This is a genomic window from Aquimarina sp. EL_43 (assembly GCF_943422735.1).
GTDB lineage: Bacteria > Bacteroidota > Bacteroidia > Flavobacteriales > Flavobacteriaceae > Aquimarina > Aquimarina megaterium.
The window spans coordinates 5,796,569-5,816,684 of the sequence record NZ_CALSBR010000001.1 but is presented as its reverse complement, the minus strand read 5'-3'; the positions used below and the strand labels follow the sequence as shown (position 1 = coordinate 5,816,684).

Sequence of the window (20,116 nt, the reverse complement as noted above, 5' to 3'; positions counted from 1 at the left end):
ATAGATTATGAAATTTTTGAAATTTTTGATATTAATTGTGATATTCAGTAATATATCGTGCGAGAATGAACTGGATATAGAACCACAACAAAGTGTTTCTACTGAAGTAGCGACAGCAACAGCAGCAAATATTGAAGCAATTCTTACTGGTGCTTATGATTCTGCAAGAAGTGGAGATCCTACTTTTGGAGGTGGAAATTATGATGGAGATTTGGCAAATATTGCTGTCTTATACGGTAATACAGATCAAATAGAATGGAATGGGACATTTGCTAACTTAAGAGAGTTATTTAATAAAGAGCTGGATAATGTTAATGGTAGTGCTAATGGAATGTGGCGTGATGCTTACTTGTTATTTGGTGCTGTTAATACAGTATTGGCAAACTTAGATAAGTTTGAAGATGAGGATCAAAAAAACAGAGTTGAAGGAGAGGCAATGTTTTTAAGAGGACTCGCATATTTTGATATAATACGTTTGTATGGTCAACAATATAATGCAGGTGGCGGAAATACTCAGCTCGGGGTTCCTATTGTTTTGGATCCTCCAAGTCTTGAACGATTAGTTCCTAGAAATTCTGTAGAAGAGGTATATACTCAAATCATTCAGGATTTAACAAGCGCTTATAGTAAATTACCTGATACTAATGGAGACAGAGCCGATAAATATGCAGCTCAGGCAGTATTAGCTAGAGTATATTTACAACAAGGTAATTATGCCGCTGCAAGAGATGCTGCAGATGATGTGATACAAAATAGCGGACATAGTTTAATGCCGGATTTTAATGCCGTTTTTGATTCTGATGATAACACAGCAGAAAGTATTTTTTCATTTGTTGTTACCAATCAAGAAGGAGCTAATCGACAAGTACAACATTTTGCAAGCGAAGCCTTAGGAGGTAGAGGAGGTGATATATCGATTGCTCAGGCCTATATAGATAAGTTTGATTCTGCAGCAGATGAAAGAAGAAACTATACCTATACAGACGGAGGATTAACATTAAGCTCTAAGTTTGTTAGACAGTTTGCTAATACTCAGCATATCAGATTGGCAGAAATGCATTTGATAAGAGCCGAATCTAACTTTAGAGAAGGTACGTCTACTGGCCAGGCTCCATTGGCAGAAATAAACGCTTTAAGGGCAAGATCTTCTGCTCCTGCACTTGGTGCTTTAACCATTGATCTAATTTTAAATGAGAGAGAACTAGAACTAGGTTTTGAAGGGTTTGTTTTGCATGATTACAAGCGAACACAGCGCAATATAGGAGGATTACCTTATAATGATAATAAATTGGTTTTTCCTGTGCCTCAACAAGCAAGAGATAGAAATGATTTGTTAGAGCAAAATCCAGGGTATTAGACTATTTTTAATATAGAATAATACACTTAATTTTATATAAGTAAAATTGCCCACCAATACTATATGGTGGGCAATTTAATTTTTACACTTCTTTGATGACTATTTCATGATCTGCTTATTTTTCAAAATAAAATTGATGGTTTTTGCTATTATAGATGTTATTGATAGAGGTAGTCATAACCCTAAAAAGTTGTTTTTAAATATACAGGGGATGTAATTTTTATGGATTTAGACCGACTATAGTTATTAATAAGGTTTTAAAACGTATTGTACCATATTGATCATAATTATCTCGAGAATAATTATGCGGCTAACTCAGAAAATACAAACATCGGTTCTAGTATGGATTGTCCTTGTTTTACTTATTTCTTCAAACATGTATTGTTATACAGAAGAAATAAATATAAAACATAAGGATACTAGTGAGTACAGCCCTTTATTTTCTACTCCTAAATACGAACTAAAGTCATATAAATTAAATTCCCAACAAATATCAAAAGAAAAAAATGTTGATTCGATAGCTTTATTTAAAGAATTAGCATTTTCTTACGCCAAAGCTAATAAAGCAAAATTAGCTTGCCGATATATAGAAAAGTACATACAAATAAGTCTGGATGTTTCTTTTGTAAAGCATAGTAATTTTGATCTAATTCATGATTCAGATTCTTATATTCGATTAGAGGATAAATACCATCAAAAATTTGACTTTTGGTGGCTGTTTTGCTTATATGTTGGATTTGTAGGTGTGTTTATTTCAATAGTATTAAATTTTAGAAGGTGCGCAGATAAAATAGCTAATCTCTTAATGAGTGTTTTTTTGTTTCAACACTCAATTTTTATTATTAATATTAGCTTATTGCCTACAAATTATGAATTTTATTTTCCGCATTCATTATATCTGTCAACGCTATTTTCATTTTTGTATGGGCCACTTATTTATTTTTACTTTAAAAGAGTAGTTCAAAAATATAGGTTTAAATCTATAGATTTGGCACATTTGATTCCTACACTATTCCTTCTTCTTTTATTACTGCCGGTATATAATTTATCAGGAGAAGAGAAGTTGTGGGTAATGTTAAATGATAAACGCCCGTATATAACCTTAATATCAGATTCTAAGCTTTTATCATTATTGATATATATGATTTTGGTGATAAGAATATATATGAAATCGGTTAAGAGTAATATGGCTATACCAAGAATACAATATCACTGGCATAGGAATATTATTATTTTATGTTCACTACATATAATATCATATGTTTTTTATGATATCCTGATGATAAGACGTGTAGCCAATGATTTTCCTATTAATTTTCAAATTCTGTCAATTGCATTATTGATCTTATACATTAGCTATACTGCATTTGTTGAGCCAGGTGTATTTAGTGGATTAAAAATGATTAAAAATGAAATGCAGAAAGGATTAAATAATGGATTGAAGAAATATAAAAAATCCGGTCTTACAGAACAACTTTCCCTAGAATTAAAAGAAAAGTTACTAGAGTTATTAGAAAAGGATGAAATATATCGAAGAAATGATATGAGTCTTCAAAAGCTTTCAGAATTACTTAATACTTCAAGGCATAATACTTCTCAAATTATAAACGAACACTTTAATCTTAACTTTTTTGAATTGATTAATAAGTATAGAATTGAAGAAGCAAAAAAAATATTAAAAAATAAGCAACATCAATATGAGGATTTCAATATTATAGATGTGGCTTATGAGGTCGGTTTTAATAACAAAGTGACTTTCAATAAGTCATTCAAGAAATACAATCGAATTACACCATCAGAATACGTTAAATCCTAAAGGTAAAGGGCTTTGTATACGGGTAAATTTTCTTCGGTAAAGGGTAAAGGCTTATAGGGGTTACCTTTTTTTATACCTGTAAAATGTTTCTTTGGGCTATAATCATAAATAGGAGGGATGAATGTATTATTTCCATTTAAACTTTGTTCAAGTTTTGTGAAAGTAAATTTGAGTTAGCCATCAAAATATTCTAATCCTTCCTTTTATGGTTATATCTAATAACTATGTTAAGTATTAATTTTTTGAAAACTTTTTTATCTATGAAAGTACATTATTACAAGTTTCTAATGTTATTTTTCTTTGTGTGTAGTATTTCCTTTGCACAAGGAGAAAGCATATCAGGAACAGTTACAGATGATAAGGGATTACCGCTTCCAGGAGTGAATGTCCTTATCAAAAATACAAATAACGGAACTCAAACCGATTTTGATGGAAATTACACAATCTCTGCTAGTAGAGGTGCTGTAATTTCTTTTAGTTATGTTGGTTTTGAAACCAAAGATGTTGTAGTTGCTCAGAATACTACAATAAATATTCAGTTAGCTACCTCTGCTGCCGAGTTAGAAGAAGTTGTTGTTACTGCATATGGTGTTTCTAGAAGATCAAATGTAACTTCTGCGATATCAACAGTAGGTGCGCAGGATTTACAAGATTTTGTGCCTTCTACAAGTATTGATAACATTCTTCAGGGGCAAGCTGCTGGTGTGCAGGTTACTGCTGCGAATGGACGACCAGGAAATACTGCATTTGTTCAAATACGTGGTGTTGGTTCGATTAATGCTAGTACAACTCCTCTTTATGTAATAGATGGAGTTCCTGTTCCTATTACAGATAATACCTTAAATAATAACTTTAACCCATTAGGGAACTTAAACCCTAATGATATAGAATCTTTGTCTATACTTAAAGATGCTGCTTCGGCTTCTAAATATGGATCCAGAGGGGCGAATGGTGTAGTTTTAATTACTACCAAGAAAGGTAAAAAAGGAGATGCTAAAATTAAATTTATCTCTTCTTATGGTTTCGGAGAACGTATTCCAGATTCTTTTGATTTAATGAATGCAGCCCAGAAGCTAGAAATAGAGCGTCAATATGCTGCTTTGGGTGTTGGTGCTGCACAAAGTTTACCTGGTGCTACAGCTACTACTCCGGAGCAACGTCAGGCATTTATTGATTTAGATACAAATTGGGAAGATGAGCTTTTAAGAAAATCAGTAATCCAATCTAATTCTTTATCTATATCTGGTGCTGGTGATCGTTTGAGCTATTTTTTCTCTCTTGGATATAACAAGGATACTGGTATAATTGATAGAATTAAAGGTTTCGAGCGAATTACAGCTCGTTTAAACACTACATATCAGGCAAAAGACTGGCTTAGTATAGATGCTAATGTTTCTTTTGCAAGAAGTACTACAGATCTTCCTAGAGATAGAAACAATGTTCAGAATCCATTTAGAGGAATGTATGATTATAATCCTTATGATCCGCTTTTTTCTAGAGATACAGATGGGAGTATTTTGTTAGATTCTCAAGGAAATCCTGTATATAATCCAACAACTACAGGTTTTCCAATTGCTTTAGCTTTACAAACAGAGCCAGAAAACAATCGTAACTTTTTAATTTTAGGTAATGTAGGCGCAGATCTTACGCTATCAGATAAATTTTCAAATCGTTTCGCTGTTGGTTTGGTAAGTAATCGTTTTAACAGAACAAATAGATCAATTGCAGGTGGAGTATTGCAAGGATTTATTGGTGATGCTAACTTCCCTGGTACTCAAACAGAAAATTTTGCCCTTGATTTTGAATATAATGTATCGAACCTATTAAGCTATAACGATACTTTTAATGACCTACACAATGTATCTGCTAGTTTCTTATTAGAATATAATGAAAATATCAGAACAGATTTATTTGCAACAGCTAGAGGGTTTCCTTCTCCAAACATTCCATATTTAGATGTTGCTGCAGAAGCTACAGCTGCTGGATCAGAAGAAGATAGAAGAATTTTATTTTCTCAGGCATTATTTGTAGATTATGATTTTGATGGTAGATATATTGCTTCTGCTTCGGTAAGACGTGATGGATCTTCAAGATTTGGACCAGACAATAAGTATGGTACTTTTGTTAGTGGAAGTTTAGCTTGGAACATAGCTAAAGAAAGTTTTATGGATGATTCATTTTTTAATGACTTAAGACTTCGTGCTTCTTACGGAACAGCAGGTAACCAGAATATTCCAAACTTCCAATTTTTACCTGTACTAGGGTTTAATAATACGTATAACGGTCAGACAACAGCTGTACCTTTAAGAGCACCAAACCCTGCTATCCAGTGGGAGTCTCAAGCCATTCTTGATATTGGTTTAGAATATGCTTTCTTTAACAATAGAATTAGTGGTGTTGTAGATTACTTTAAGAAGACTTCAAAAGATCTTCTTCTTAACAGACCTATTTCTTTTACTGTTGGAGATGAAGATAATGCAATTTTCCAGAATATTGGTGAGGTAGAAAATAGTGGTTTTGAAATCACTATAAATGCAGATGTAATAAGAACTGAAGACTTCCTTTTATCTATGGGAGGAAATATTACACTATTGGATACAAAAGTTAATAAACTAATCAATAGTCAGGATATTGTTACAGGTACTTTTGGAAATATTATTCTTAGAGAAGGGCAAGATATTAATTCTTTCTATCTGGTAGAATATGCTGGAGTGAATCCTGCCAATGGAGCACCACAATATGTAGATCTTGATGGAAATGTTACAGAAACATACAGTGATAGTTTCCAAAAAATCCAGGAAGGAAAATCTCCAATAGCTAAATATGAAGGAGGGTTTTATACTTCTGTAAAATATAAAGGATTTGGTTTAAGAGGTGATTTTGTATACAGAGGAGGAAACTATATATTAAACAACCAACGTCAGCAAGGTATCGCGATAGGAAACATTAATAGAAACCTAAGAACAGAAGCTTTTAATTACTGGAGACAACCAGGTGATACAAATGTATTACCAAGTCCATTATTTCAAGCTAATGCGGATCAAGGTGGAACAACAAGATTCTTAGAGAAAGGTGATTTTATTAGATTAAGAACATTAACTCTTGATTATAATATGCCTAGAAAGTTCTTAGACGTTATAAAATTAGAGTCACTTAGACTTTTTGTTACTGGTCAGAATATTTGGACAATAACAGACTACAATGGTGATCCAGAAATCGGTATAGGTTCTGCAGAATCAGGAGATCAAGGAAATGCAGGTTTTATCCCTGGAGAGTTTAGTTTGTTTAGTTACCCACAAACGAGATCTTACACGTTTGGAGTTGAAGTAGGATTTTAATTAAAAAAAAAGAGAGATGAACAATAAAATTTATATAGTAGTTATTTTATTTCTATCGTTAGGGTTTTTTGCCTGCGACGATGAATTAGATAATGCGCAACCTTTTACAGAAGGTAATCCAGATACTTTCTTTAATAGCCCAGCCGCTTTTCAAAACGGTGTAGATGGTATTTATCGACAGTTATGGCTTTATTATTCTAACCCTAACTCTGGTTTACAGGGTATTCCAGATATAGTTTCTGATAATGTAATACAGGCGCAAACAGGTAGGAGTTCGAACGATGATTATTATGATCTTAGATATGTAGCAAGTACGCTTGGTCCTATTCCGTTATATTGGAGTGAGGCATATGAGGCAGTTAATGTTGCCAATTTGGTAATAGGTCAAATAAATAACCTTAATGATGGGCCCGAAAAGGATAATATTCTTGGACAGGCATTGGCTGCAAGAGCTTGGGCGCATTTTGATTTGGCAAGAATCTTTGGTAAAATCCCAACACAAAGTGGTGATGCTAACGGTTCATTAGGTGCAGTATACCTTAAAGTAGAAGATGGCGATACAGGAGATCCGTTTGCACAACCTGCAAGAGAAACTGTAGGAGCAAATTATGCTGAAATTATCGGTGATTTAGAGCGTGCAAAGACACTAATAGATGATGATAATGGTGAAGGTAGGTTAAATAAAAATGGTGTAAATGCATTATTATCCAGAGTGTATTTATATAATGGAGAATATCAAAAAGTTATAGATGCGGCTGATGCAGTTTCTGCTACATTGGCAACGGCAGCACAACTTCCTGATGTATATATCGATAAAACTAATGCTGGTGTAGTGATAGAACTTTCTATTAATACTACTTCAGAATCTAACGGTAATAATGTTGGAGTTCTTTACAGTCAATCTTCTAGTAGTGCAACTATTTCAGAATATGTACTAGATTTTGATTTCTTCAATAGTATAGATGCTAATGATGTAAGAAGAGATGTTTTACAATTTGTAGGAACAAACCAAGGTAATGACTATAATGCAATCAAAAAGTTTTTGGGTGAAGAAGGTCAGGTTAACGGTAGAGTAGATGTAAAAGTACTTCGTTATGCAGAGGTTCTTTTAAATAAGGCTGAAGCACAATTTGAACTAGGTCAGGGAGCTCAGGCATTAGCTACTTTAGATGAGTTAAGAAATGAGCGCTTTACTTCCTTTACAGGAGGAGAAACAGGAGCAGCTCTTGAAGATGCTATCCAATTTAACAGAAGAGTTGAATTAGCTTGTGAAGGTCATAGATTCTTTGATCTTAAGAGAAGAGGAGAAAGTATATCTAGAAATGCAACTAGAGGAGATATTATTGATGGTACAGGAACAGCTCCTGAAGCTCCAACTCTTGCGGCAGGAGATTTTAGATTCCAGTTCCCTATTCCAACAGCAGAGATTAATGCAAATCCAACTATAGCTGGACAACAGAATCCTGGTTATTAATTGGAAATACACTGTTTGTTATATAAACAAAATTACCCGTCAGCTCATGGTTGGCGGGTAATTTATTTTTTAACTTATCTGTTTATTCTTTTTAGAGTATTCTAACGATATTTTATATTATCTACAAAAAGTTAAGGTGCATCTACATGAGAAAATTCCTTTTATATCACCACAACTTAAAGTCGATAGAATATGTACAGCAGAATTATTGATGTTATTTAGAAACAATTGGTTACTGCTTTTGTCTATACTCAGAGAGAGAAAAGTTTAGCTATAATAAGAATGTATGTGTTCCTATGTCTTTAGAATAACTTGATTTCTAAATTACAGAAAATCATATATATGATTAAAGTTGCTTAATCTTGTTTAGTTTAGCTTTCCAAACATCTAGGTTTTCTTTATGTTTTTCGATATTCTTTCGTACATCTCTTACCATTGGATTATCATCTTTGGCATGTTTAAAGAACTGAAGATTGTTTTCTAATTGGCGGATTTCACCATTAACTTCATCAATTTTTTTACGAATAAAGCTCTGCTCGTTTCTAAGAGCTCGATCATCACTCTGACCGGATAAAGTATTTAGTTTGTTTTCGTATTTAATGAGCTCTGTTTCTTTACGCCCCAAATTAAGTTGCTGAAAGAAACCATCCAGAATTTTATTATATTCTGCCTCTATGTTTTTCTTTTTATATGGCACTCTACCCAAAGTTTTCCAGATAGCAATGTTGTCTTTTATAGTTTTAAGATCGGCTTCAGTATCCCCAGAAAGCTCTAGTTTTTTAAGAGCTTCGATATGTTCCTGTTTCTTTTCTAAAGAAATGAGCTCTTCTTTATTAGCTTCATTTCTCTCTGCATGAAGTCTATCAAAATAAGAATTACATGCGTCTTTAAACCTTTTCCAGATTCTATCACTATCTTTTCGAGGTACGTGACCAATCTTTTTCCAATCAGATTGAATTTTTTTCATAAGTGGAGTAATAGCAGTAAAGTCATCACTATCCTTATTATCTTCTGCAATCTGAATCAGTTCCATTTTTTTATTTAAATTATCAAACTGATCTTTTTTAAGGCCTTTATAAAATGCGTTTTTATTACGATTAAAATCTCTTACAGCAGTTTTAAACTCACTCCAAGTTTGTTCATTTAGATTAGAAGGTACTTTTCCTGCTTTAAAAAAATCATCTCTTAACGCCTCAATTTCTTTTATTTTTTGCTGCCAACCATTATGATTTTTAGGATGATCCTGGCTAACTTCAATAATTTTTGCAATGATCTCTCTTTTAACTTCTAGATTTTGTTCATAGATCTTATCCTGATCTTTAAAATACCTCTGGCGATTTTCATGAATTTTTTTGGTTAATGCACTAAATTTTTCCCAGATAGGTTCTCTATATTCTTTTCCAACAGGTCCCAGATCTTCTTTCCACATTTTATGAAGCAGCTGTAATTCTCTAAATGCTCTATTAACATCGGTTTCTTGTGCTAATTCTGTGGCACGCTCAATAATCTTAAGTTTTTGCTCAAGGTTATGTTTAAAATCAAGATCTCTAAATTCTCTGTTTAAATGCAGAAAATCATAAAAATTCTCAGTGTGATGATGATAGGTATTCCATACAGTATTGTATTTATCCCTTGGTATAGGGCCCGCATTGCGCCACCTTTCCTGAATACTTTTAAAATGATTGTATGTTGTATTTATGTTTTCGTCTACATTAAGTAAGCCTTTTAATTCATCAATCAATTCTAATCTTCTTTTTAGATTTTCCTGAAGATCTTTTTTAAGATTTTGATAATATGAATTTCGTTTTTCTTTATAATCAAAATAAACAGAATTAAATTCTTTTTTTATTGGCGTAGAATAATAGAAATCTATAATATCACCACCATCAGCCAAGAATTCTTCCTTTTTTTGTTCTACTTCTTCATTAAATTTTTCATTAAACTCACTTTTAATTTCCTCAACATGCTCTCTAATTGCCTGAATTTTTTCATTTTTGATCAACTCTCGTAATTCTTTGACCAATTCTTCTTTATTCATTGCATGATAATCCTTCTTCTCGATATTATGACGCTCTATGGTGCTCTCATCTTCGCTATGCTCAGCGACAGCTTCATCCATTTGATCTTGAATTTGATCCTCACCAGCAGGAGTTTTAGGTTTTGATTCTTCTTTTTGTGAAGTAGTTGTATTGCTACTCTCGTCTACAGATGGCGTTGTATTATTTTCTGAGGTAGCTTCATCTGCAGTGGGCGCGTTTTCTTGTACGGCATTATCAACATCTAGTGTTTCTTCTGTAGTTGCACTACTGTTTTCAGACTCAGAATCTTCTTCTATGGCATCGGTAATCTGTGGATTAACCGATGTTTTAGATTCTTCATTTACAGAATGTTCTGTGTTTTCAGTAGTTACTTCATCAGAATCTTCTGATTTAACGGCTTCTAGATTTTCAGTTTCTAAGTTTACATCTAAAATCTTAGTCTTATTTTCTTCATTTCCATCTGCCTGAGGCAGGTTATCACGTGTGGACATTGTGTGAGCGTTTTTGTTTGTCTGAGTTTAATGCCTGACTAAGATACTAACATATTAGAAAAACTCAAAGTTATTGAAAGGTTTTAAGACTACTTAAAAAGAGTTTTGGTAAGAATTTTATGACAAAATGAGCCAAAAATTACATATTCCAGATTTCCCAAGCCTTTTCTGCTTGCAGTATTAACATTTGTAATCCGTTAGAAACAGTAGCTCCTTCTTCTTTTCCTTTGCTCATAAAAGTAGTTTCATCTGGATTATAAATCAAATCATATAAAACATGATTTTTGGTAATGTATTCATAAGGGATATCTGGGTAATTATGAATATTCGGATGCGTTCCCAGGGGGGTACAGTTTATTATTAGTTTGTATGCTTGTATAATATCTTCATCGAGATCGCTATAACTTAGTTCATTAAAATCAGGATTACGTGATACAAATGTATAGTCGATATTTAAATGATTTAATGCATAAGCAATAGCTTTTGAAGCACCTCCTGTACCAAGAATTAATGCCTTTTTTATCGTTTTGTTAAGTAAAGGCTTTAAAGATTCTGTAAAACCATAATAATCGCTATTATATCCTTTTAATTTTTGACCCTTATCAAACTTTATGACATTTATTGCCCCAATTTCTTTGGCTATTGGGTCCAGATCATCCATATATTGAATTACTTCTTCTTTATAGGGTATGGTTACATTTAAACCTTGTACATCAGGATCTTTGGTAACTTCAATAAAATCTTTAATTTGGGTAAGATCAAAGTTGTTATATTCACAATCTAGATTTTCTTTTTCAAATTTTTCAGAAAAATAACCTTTAGAGAAGGAATAACTGATGTTTCTACCTAATAAACCGTAAATTTTTTTCATTTTGAAGTTTTTAGCGTTTTTTTGGCCATACCATTCTAACCATAAAACGATGCCAATACCTACGAGAATATAAAAAATCCCAATATAAGTTTCGATAGTTGTAAAATCAGGAAAATAGCGATCATAATTATCGAGTATTGGATTACCCAATGCATCAATTTGTATGTTTCCTAGAGTATCAACTTTATAAATTTTATTCTTCCAGGGCCAAACGACACCTAGAGAACCAGTTATAAATCCAATGATCGCTGCAAAAGTTGCATTTTTATAGTGTTTTAAAACATATCCTAAAAAATGGGATAAGGTAACTAAACCAGTTAATGAACCAAGACTAAATACAATAAGTACTTTTAGTAATCTAATTCTGTGAGCATCTTCTATAAATGAAAGGTCCCAACGTATTAGATCGGCTATTGTATCATATAATGCATTTACAGAATCAACCAGTAAAAGAACGTAATTACCTAATAAAATAAGAATAAAAGAACCAGATAATCCAGGTAATGTCATACCTGATACACCAATAATACCACAGATAAATACAAACCAAAGATTGTCATTTTCTTTTGCAGGAGCCAATAAACTAATACTAACCCCAACAACGATACCTATAATAATAAGACAAATGTTTCTTCTATTCCAATCGTTAAAGTCTTTTACTATATAATAAATAGAGCCCATGATCATCCCAAAAAATGCAGCCCATACATATAGTTCATAATGAATAATGAGGTAATCCAGAATTTTAGAAACACTAAAATAGCTAATTAACATTCCTAAGATTAAAAGGCCAAGAAATCGTCCATTTATATATCGCCAGAAGCTTTTAAACCTAAAATTGATAAAAAGCTTAAATGCTTTAAAATTTATTTTCTGAAGAGAATAGATAAATTCTTCATAAAACCCGGCAACAAATGCGACTACACCGCCAGAAACACCAGGGACTTTATTTGCTGCACCCATTGCAAGACCTTTAATAACAAGGAAAAGTCTATCAGTAAAGGTTCGGGTACTTTGTTGCATTGGTTAGTCTGATTTTTTTACAGAAAGGCGTTCTAAGATAAGGATTAATAGAAAACCTATAACTACAAAAAGTAAAACCCAAATCATTTTAACATCACCTTCAAATTGACTTGGTAGAATGCTCTTTTCTATGAAAGGAACTTCGATTCCTTCAGAGTTTGTTCTCCAGGATTCTACTTTTTTCCAGGGCCATAACTTATTTAGTGAGCCTATCATAAAGCCCGTAAGTATAGCTAAAGTCATATTTTTATGATGTTTAAACATCCAATTAAGTGCTTTAGAAAACAATTTCAACCCTATAACAGCACCAATAGCCATGATTAATATTTTATAAATAGCCTGCCACAAAATATCAAAATCCATTTGTACAATTCCGTTACGTAATTGGTTCAGAATATCAATAGCTGTTTGGTAAACCCCAAGAATAAGTAGTATGAAAGCTCCTGATACTCCTGGTAATATCATGGCAATGATTGCAATGAATCCACAAAACATAAGATACCAGTTACTATCTGGTGAAGCCAGAGGTTCTGCTATAGTGATAAAATAAGAAAGTACTGCTGCCAGAATAATGCCAATGATTACTTTTGGTTTCCAGGCAGTGATTTGTTTTCCAATATAAACGATACTGGCAAGAACTAATCCAAAGAAAAATCCCCAAAGTAATAGAGGTTCATTATGAAGCAACCACTTTATAAGTTTTGCAAGAGAAAGAATACTGGTTACAATACCTAAAAAAAGGGCCGTTAAGAAAGATAGATTATATTTTTTCCAGGAAGTTTTAAATCCTTCTTTTCTCCAAACCGAGAAAAAACCAAGATCTAGTCCATTAATAGTTTCAATTAATTCTTCATATATGCCAGATATAAATGCAATAGTTCCTCCAGAAACTCCAGGAACTACATCTGCCGCTCCCATTGCTAATCCTTTTGCAGAGATGATAAGGTAATCCTTAAGATTTCTTTGCATTCTTATTGTTTTTGGTGTTTTAAGTTAAAACAAATGTATGGATTTTTGCAATGCAATCAATTAGAAAAAAAACAGTCTTTTTTAGAATTATTGGTATTCAGAAATAATGTTTCTAACAAGAGTTAGATTAAAAATCTTTTCAAAAAGTTCTTCCAAAACGATATGATATTCATAGTCAAGATCTAAGGCTTTTCTTATATGATACTCCCCTTTTTGATAATCTTGTAGTTCATAGTATAAACCAGCAAGTCTATATTGAATTTCTGCATTATCGGGATAAAATTCTATAGCTTGGTGTAAATTTTGTATTGCAGCATTTGATTCTCCTATAAACCTAAGGATGTCCGAACGATTTAACCAGGTTTCTAGTTCATAATTCCCTAATTCGATAGCTTTTCTATATCCTCGTTCTGCCTCTTCAAAAAATGCAAGTCTATTGTTTATTTTTGCGTAACGTTTCCAGTATAAAACATTTTCGCCATCGATGTTTATAGCTTTGTTTGTATAGTATAGTGCTTTTTGATAATCACGTTTACGCATGTAGAAATCAGTGATAGCTATCCATCCTTTATCTAATAATGGATCTTCATGCACAGTTTTGGAATAGTGTTGAATAGCAAGGTCATCTACACCTAGTTTTTCATAACATTTTCCTATTCTTAGTAAAGCAAAAGAAGTAGGGTCATCTAGTTCTAATGTTATTCTATAGTTTTCTATAGCTTCATTATGCCTTTTTAGTTTTTCTAATACTTTCCCTTTTTCTAAATAGGCACCAATAAAATATTCATCACTTATAATTGCAAAATCATAAGCTGCTAGTGCTTTTTCATATTCTTCGAGATCAAAATATTGTTTACCAACCTGGTGCCAGGCGACTTCACAATATGGATTTTTATTTAGAAACATGTTTAGATATTCGATAGCTTCTTCATGTTGTTCAAGAAAATCAAAACAGTATATCACATTATATAAAGCAGAGTAATCCTGATCATCTGCTTCGAGACATTTCATGAAATTGATTTTTGCATTTTCAAAATCATCCATAAAAAGATACTCCATTCCTATAAGGGAATACACATCGGCAGCATCATTTGTGTAGCTAAGTGCCATCATTAATAACTCTATGGCTTTTATATGATCGTTTTGTTTAGAAAGAATATTAGCTTTTTGAATGTAGATTTCTTCATTTTCTGGTTCTATAGCATGTAGTTGAGCCAAAAGATTGTCTGCTTTATCTAAGCGATTTTCAAAAACGAGAACTTCGACTTGCAATAATTTAAGATTAACAGACGATGGATGTTGAGAAAGTCCCAAAGAAATTGCCTTTTTTGCCTTAGCAATTTTTCCATTTTCTAAATAGTGATGAATAATAGATTCAAATTCATCTGAATCAAAAAATTTAACATCATTAGATCTCAGCATAGACTCGTATCGAGTAATCGAGAAATTATTTTCTTCTTCTTCGTGGTTAAATCTCATACACGTTGATTAAAGATGCTCAATAAATCATAAAATTGATGTAAATACTTTTTTTGTTTTCCCCAACAAATAAAAGTATCTAATAAATCCATTACTTAATTTATTTTCGCATTATTGATTTCCTCAGTATTAAAATTACAAATGAAATTGAATAATAATACTTCAAAAACCAATTGTTTTTAACAAACTAATTAACAAAATACGTACCATTATATAGATAATGATATAGAGTTTTTCTTTTATAGAAGCCGAAATGTATTAATGAATTTGTGAAAATAATGGATGGTCTACTAAAGATACGGTTTTTTTAATAAAACTTCAATGATTACCGCTTAAATTTTGTTGTCTAATATTTGATCTAAAGCAGTAAGGATAATTTGACATCCTTCTCTGATTTCACTTTCGGATATAGTAAGTGGTGGCGTAATACGTACTGCAAGAGGCTCAAAAAGTAACCAAAATAAGATTAATCCATGGTCTTGACATTTTAATATAACTTGATTTGTTATTTCTGCAGAAGGAGTTATAAAAGCTAACATAAGACCCAGTCCTCTAATTTCTTTAATTAATGGATGAACTAATAGTGACCTAAATAGTTTTTCTTTTTCTAATGTAGCTGCCATTACGTCACTCTCTGTAATTTCCTGTAATGTTGCCAAAGCGGCAGCTGCAATGACAGGGTTTCCTCCAAATGTTGTGATATGGCCTAATTTGGGGTTGTCCTGTAATTGATCCATCATTGTTGTCGAAGCGGTAAAAGCCCCAATCGGAAGTCCGCCACCCATTCCTTTACCCATTACTACAATATCAGGAACGATACCATAATGTTGAAAGCCAAATAATGTACCAGTTCTTCCGAATCCAGGTTGTATCTCATCTAGAATTAACAGTGCTCCAACTTCTTGACACTTCTTTTTTACTTTTTTTAGATACTTGTATTTAGGTTCGATAAACCCCGCTCCTCCTTGTATGGTTTCTAAGATAACTGCTGCGGTTTTGTGTGTGATTTGTTGTATCTCTTTTTCATCATTAAATGTAATAAAAGAGGTATCAGGAATTAATGGCCTAAATGCTTGTTTGCGTTCTTCATATCCCATTACACTCATAGATCCCATAGTGTTGCCATGATATGCTAGTTTTGCCGCAATAATCTGACTTCGACCTGTAACTCTTCGGGCTAATTTTAAAGCCCCTTCAATAGCCTCGGTTCCTGAGTTGGTTAAGTAGGTTTTTTCTAATGGATGGGGTAGGTGAGAAGCCAATAATTTGGTGAGTTCTACAGCAGGTTGTTGTATGTATTCACCATACACCATGACGTGTAGATATTTGTCTAATTGATTCTTTACTGCACGTATAACCCTAGGGTGCTTATGTCCTAAACTACAGGCTGATACTCCAGCAACAAAATCCAAATACTTTTTGTTGTTAGTGTCATAAATATAGCTACCAGTAGCATACGAAACTTCTATAGCTAAGGGATGTGGAGTAGTTTGCGCTTGATATTTGAAAAAATCCTGTTTCAAGATTGTTTTTTTACTAGATTATCGGGTTTGAATGCGTTATCCGATATTTTTACACAAAAAGATATTAATGTTCGATATTGGTACTATCTTTTTGGCTTTTTTTCTTTTCGGTATTAAGATCTTCTTTTACTTTCTTTTTAAAAGGAATAGAATCTAGTTGTTCGTTGGTTTCTTTGAGCTCAGCATCTTTAAGTTCTTGCTCTAATAATCGAGAACCTTCTGACTTATTATCCTCTAAACGTTTAACTGTTTCTTCATCAAAGAAATCTGCTTCATCTTTTGGTAATGGGATTCCTGTTATTTTGGTAAGCTCTGGAGGCGATTCTCCTCTAAATAGGTCAGCCTTGCTATTAATACGTTCATCACCACGCCAATTAAAACCAGAGAGCTCACGAGCATTTTCTGGTAGATCAATTTCACGATATAAAGTACCGTCAATATTCTGATAATAATAGACATCTTCAATCTCTCGATTATTTAATAATAATCTGATTGAGCTAGAGAGTACTTTATTAATACCAATAAGTTTTAACTCCCCTTCGCTTTCTCTCTGATAAAATATAGTTTCTGTGTTTTTGTCAATATCCACCTGGTAGAGTTCATTTTCTTTAAATAAACCATAAAGTATTTGGCCTTTTACTTGATTGAATCCGGCTTTAAGGGTGTCTTCTTGTGCTAAAAAAGCATTTTGGTATACGATAAGTGAATCTAACTTTTCTGTCTTTGTATTCGAGATAATTTTTATAGTATCACCTGTCATTTGATTTCTTTGCGACCAAATAATCGGTCGGCCAATCATTTTAGTATACCCTGTAGTCTGATCTACATTAATAGAATCACTTTTACCACTCATATTACTCTTATAAATTCTCACATCATAAAAACCATTCATTATTCTTCGTTCGGGTTTACCAGTGACCATAAGTGTATCACTGTGAATAAAAATCGAATCTTTTTCCTGCAAAGTAGCTGCGAGTGCTCTCTTTGTGATGAAAACAGAATCTTTTTCTTTAAAAACCTCTGCATAATGACCAGTAATTACAGAATTATTTGCAGTATCTAATACTCTAATATTATTAGTGGCCGAAGCAAATTGACTAGCACTATTGTAAAAAATACTATCTCCAAAAACAGTGCGTTTATCATAGTCGATTTTTGCATTTTTGATAGCATATCCAGTCTTAACTTTAGTGTCATAGAATCCTCGTTCACAATATAATGTACTTTCTTTACCCTTAACTGTTGAGGGGCCATATAGATATGCATGACCATTTTCTGTATAATAATCCAATCGATCAGAATCGACCGTATTTTCTGGATTTACAATTTTTACTGCGGTATTAAATGAATATTGTTTTCTATCCATAAAATACCGTCCAATTTGACTGGTTAATGTATTCGAAGAATCTCTAACTGTTCCTCCACTACGATAATAGGCCTGTTGCCTAAGTCGATCAAAGAATAAAGTATCGGTACGTAATGTATTCGAAGGAGTTTCCATAAATACATCATCACTTGCATATGCAAATTTAGTATTACCATTATACTCAGCATATTTACTAGTCATAGTAATGGTATCTCCTTGCTTCATTTTTACATTCCCTAAGGCCTTAACAAACTTATCTTCACCATAGTGAATAGCTTGATCACACCATATCTCAATTCCTTCATGTTGCATATATACCTGTTTGTCTACTTTGGCCAGGATAGTTGCCCCAGGAAACCGATTTTGATCTTTTATGGTACGATCAGATTGAACTTTGATTTGTTTTCCTTCTTGTGCAAATGATGCTACCGAAAATATAAAAGCAAATAGTATATAGAAGAATTTGTTTTTCAAGTGTTTCAAATTTGTATGCAAAATAACGAAAATTGTATCTAATGATTGTGGCTATAGCAGTAAAATAAAAAGTAAGTTGTGTTCATTTAATAACTTTATGTCTAATCTTATGTTGCATTTTAACATGTTTTATCTCTGTAATAACTTAAAAGCAAGTAATTTCTACAATCATTAGAGGGGTTTAGTTTTATAAAAAAAGGATAATGTGTAAGTTTTGTACGATCAAAGGACTAATACAGATAAAAAGAAGCAAATAAGAGAAATTTTCGAATTTTTTAACACTAGATCTACTTAAGCATCAGTAAATTGCGATAGGAAACAACAAAGGAAACGATCAATGCTATGGGGATAGCATCATCTTAACTTTTATTCTTTATCAAAAGCAAATTTGTTTATTCTGATCCATTATTAAGAATAGATATAGAGCTACTTTTTTAAAAAAAAAGAACAGTTGAGGTCGTTATACTATTAACAAAAAGATAATAGATGGTTTTGAAAAAAAACTTAGGGGCTCTATTTTTTTTGTTTTTTTGGGGTGCTGTGTTTTCTCAGGAAAAGCAGTTGGAAAAAGCAAATGAAGCTTTTGAAAAGTATGCCTATATCGAGGCAAGGGAAATGTACTTAAAAGCTATAAAAAAAGGAGGTAAATCAATAGAGTTATATGAAAGATTAGGGGATTCATATTACTTTAATGGTGAGTTAGAAAAAGCAGCACAATGGTATCGAGTGTTGTCTTCTTTGTATCCAGAAAAGATGAAATCAGAATACCGAACCAGGTATACACAATGCTTTAAAAGTACTGAAGAATATAAAAATGAAGATGATATAGCGCATTGGTTATATGCAAGTAATGATAAAGGAATTGAACAGATACATGATTCATTAGATAATACTTTATCGGAAAAAGATAAGCCAAAGGAATTTATAATTGATACCTTAAATATCAATTCTAAATATTCTGATTATGCTCCTAGTTTTTATAATGGGGAATTAGTATTCGCATCCTCGAGAAATACCAATAACTTTTCTAAAGTATTACACGAGTGGAATGATCAACCTTTCTTGGATTTGTATACAACTACACATGTTTCTGAACAGAAAAGTATTGAAAAATTAAAAGGGACTATTAATTCGAAGTTTCATGAATCCTCTGCAACTTTTAGTAAGGATAGAAAAACAGTCTATTTTACTAGAAATAATTATTCTAAAAGAAAATCTAAAACAAATACAGAAGGCGTTGTTTTATTAAAAATATATAGAGCACGTTATAATAACGGAAAATGGGGAGAAGTAGAAGAGTTGCCTTTTAATAGTGATGAGTACTCAATAGCGCACCCTGCATTATCTTCAGATGGCAAATACTTATATTTTGCAAGTGACATGCCAGGAACCCAGGGAAAATCAGATTTGTATGTGGTGAAAATAAATGAAGATGAAAGTTTTGGAACGCCTAGAAATCTGGGAGATTTAATTAATACTTCGGGCCGTGAAACTTTCCCTTATATTAGTGATAAAGGAAAGTTGTTTTTTGCCAGTGATGGTCATAAGGGGCTAGGAGGGTTAGATATTTTTATGGCTATTTTAAATAAAGAAGGAGTAGTAGAAGTTTATAATTTAGGAAAACCTATTAACAGCTCTAAAGATGATTTTACTTTTATTATTAATGAAGAAAGCAAAACTGGATATTTTGCAAGTAATCGTAAAGGAGGAAAAGGTGATGATGATATCTACGGTTTCAAGCAGATAAAATCATTTCCTGATGGTTATTATCGTAAGCAGAAAATTATGCGAAAATTAGAAAGAGTAATAGAGCTAAAACCTAATAAGGAAGGGACTACTTCATTATGATATTATGAATTGATAGAAAATATATTTTAGATTTATTTTCTGATAAAT

Annotated in this window: 11 protein-coding genes and 1 pseudogene; 5 read left to right on the top strand and 7 right to left on the bottom strand. The window is 32.4% G+C overall.

All coding sequences use genetic code 11. The features are described from left to right. Nucleotides 1-7: 7 nt before the first annotated feature. The 4 genes from NNL09_RS24790 to NNL09_RS24775 all read left to right on the top strand — a co-directional run bounded on the left by NNL09_RS24790 (nucleotide 8) and on the right by NNL09_RS24775 (nucleotide 7,985). On the top strand, nucleotides 8-1,357 hold the full coding sequence (locus tag NNL09_RS24790; RefSeq protein WP_196911188.1) for a RagB/SusD family nutrient uptake outer membrane protein: 1,350 nt from the start codon (nucleotides 8-10) through the stop codon (nucleotides 1,355-1,357). Nucleotides 1,358-1,733: 376 nt separating this feature from the next. Then, on the top strand, nucleotides 1,734-3,173 hold the full coding sequence (locus tag NNL09_RS24785) for an AraC family transcriptional regulator (protein WP_196911187.1): 1,440 nt from the start codon (nucleotides 1,734-1,736) through the stop codon (nucleotides 3,171-3,173). 260 nt (nucleotides 3,174-3,433) lie between these two features. Continuing rightward, a complete protein-coding gene (locus NNL09_RS24780) occupies nucleotides 3,434-6,511 on the top strand; it encodes a TonB-dependent receptor (RefSeq protein WP_196911186.1) in 3,078 nt (1,025 codons plus the stop codon). Nucleotides 6,512-6,527: 16 nt separating this feature from the next. Next, nucleotides 6,528-7,985, top strand: coding sequence for a RagB/SusD family nutrient uptake outer membrane protein (locus NNL09_RS24775; RefSeq protein WP_196911185.1), 1,458 nt, complete (start codon nucleotides 6,528-6,530; stop codon nucleotides 7,983-7,985). A 346-nt stretch (nucleotides 7,986-8,331) separates the two neighbouring features. Here NNL09_RS24775 and NNL09_RS24770 read toward each other — a convergent pair whose 3' ends face one another. From NNL09_RS24770 to NNL09_RS24740, 7 genes and pseudogenes are all read right to left on the bottom strand, one after another. Beyond that, nucleotides 8,332-10,515 (bottom strand): DUF349 domain-containing protein, encoded by a 2,184-nt coding sequence (locus NNL09_RS24770; protein WP_196911184.1) that lies wholly within the window; start codon nucleotides 10,513-10,515, stop codon nucleotides 8,332-8,334. A gap of 139 nt (nucleotides 10,516-10,654) precedes the next feature. Next, nucleotides 10,655-11,386 carry a shikimate dehydrogenase gene (locus NNL09_RS24765; protein ID WP_196911183.1) on the bottom strand — a complete coding sequence of 244 codons (732 nt, stop codon included), beginning with the start codon at nucleotides 11,384-11,386 and terminating at the stop codon, nucleotides 10,655-10,657. A 9-nt stretch (nucleotides 11,387-11,395) separates the two neighbouring features. After that, nucleotides 11,396-12,409 (bottom strand): annotated as a pseudogene (locus NNL09_RS24760) (DUF368 domain-containing protein); the annotation flags it as partial. A gap of 3 nt (nucleotides 12,410-12,412) precedes the next feature. Continuing rightward, nucleotides 12,413-13,378, bottom strand: a complete 966-nt coding sequence (locus tag NNL09_RS24755) for a DUF368 domain-containing protein (RefSeq protein ID WP_196911181.1) — start codon at nucleotides 13,376-13,378, stop codon at nucleotides 12,413-12,415. 87 nt (nucleotides 13,379-13,465) lie between these two features. Then, complete coding sequence (locus tag NNL09_RS24750) at nucleotides 13,466-14,857, bottom strand: tetratricopeptide repeat protein (protein WP_025667285.1); 1,392 nt, start codon at nucleotides 14,855-14,857, stop codon at nucleotides 13,466-13,468. A gap of 332 nt (nucleotides 14,858-15,189) precedes the next feature. After that, a complete protein-coding gene (locus NNL09_RS24745; RefSeq protein ID WP_196911180.1) occupies nucleotides 15,190-16,380 on the bottom strand; it encodes an aspartate aminotransferase family protein in 1,191 nt (396 codons plus the stop codon). A 64-nt stretch (nucleotides 16,381-16,444) separates the two neighbouring features. Next, nucleotides 16,445-18,220, bottom strand: coding sequence for an OstA-like protein (locus NNL09_RS24740; protein ID WP_025667287.1), 1,776 nt, complete (start codon nucleotides 18,218-18,220; stop codon nucleotides 16,445-16,447). 486 nt (nucleotides 18,221-18,706) lie between these two features. On the opposite strand from NNL09_RS24740, the gene NNL09_RS24735 reads away from it, so the two are divergent. Then, nucleotides 18,707-20,068: a PD40 domain-containing protein gene (locus NNL09_RS24735; protein ID WP_051476125.1), complete on the top strand. Its 1,362-nt coding sequence runs from the start codon at nucleotides 18,707-18,709 to the stop codon at nucleotides 20,066-20,068. The last annotated feature ends 48 nt before the right edge of the window (nucleotides 20,069-20,116 follow it).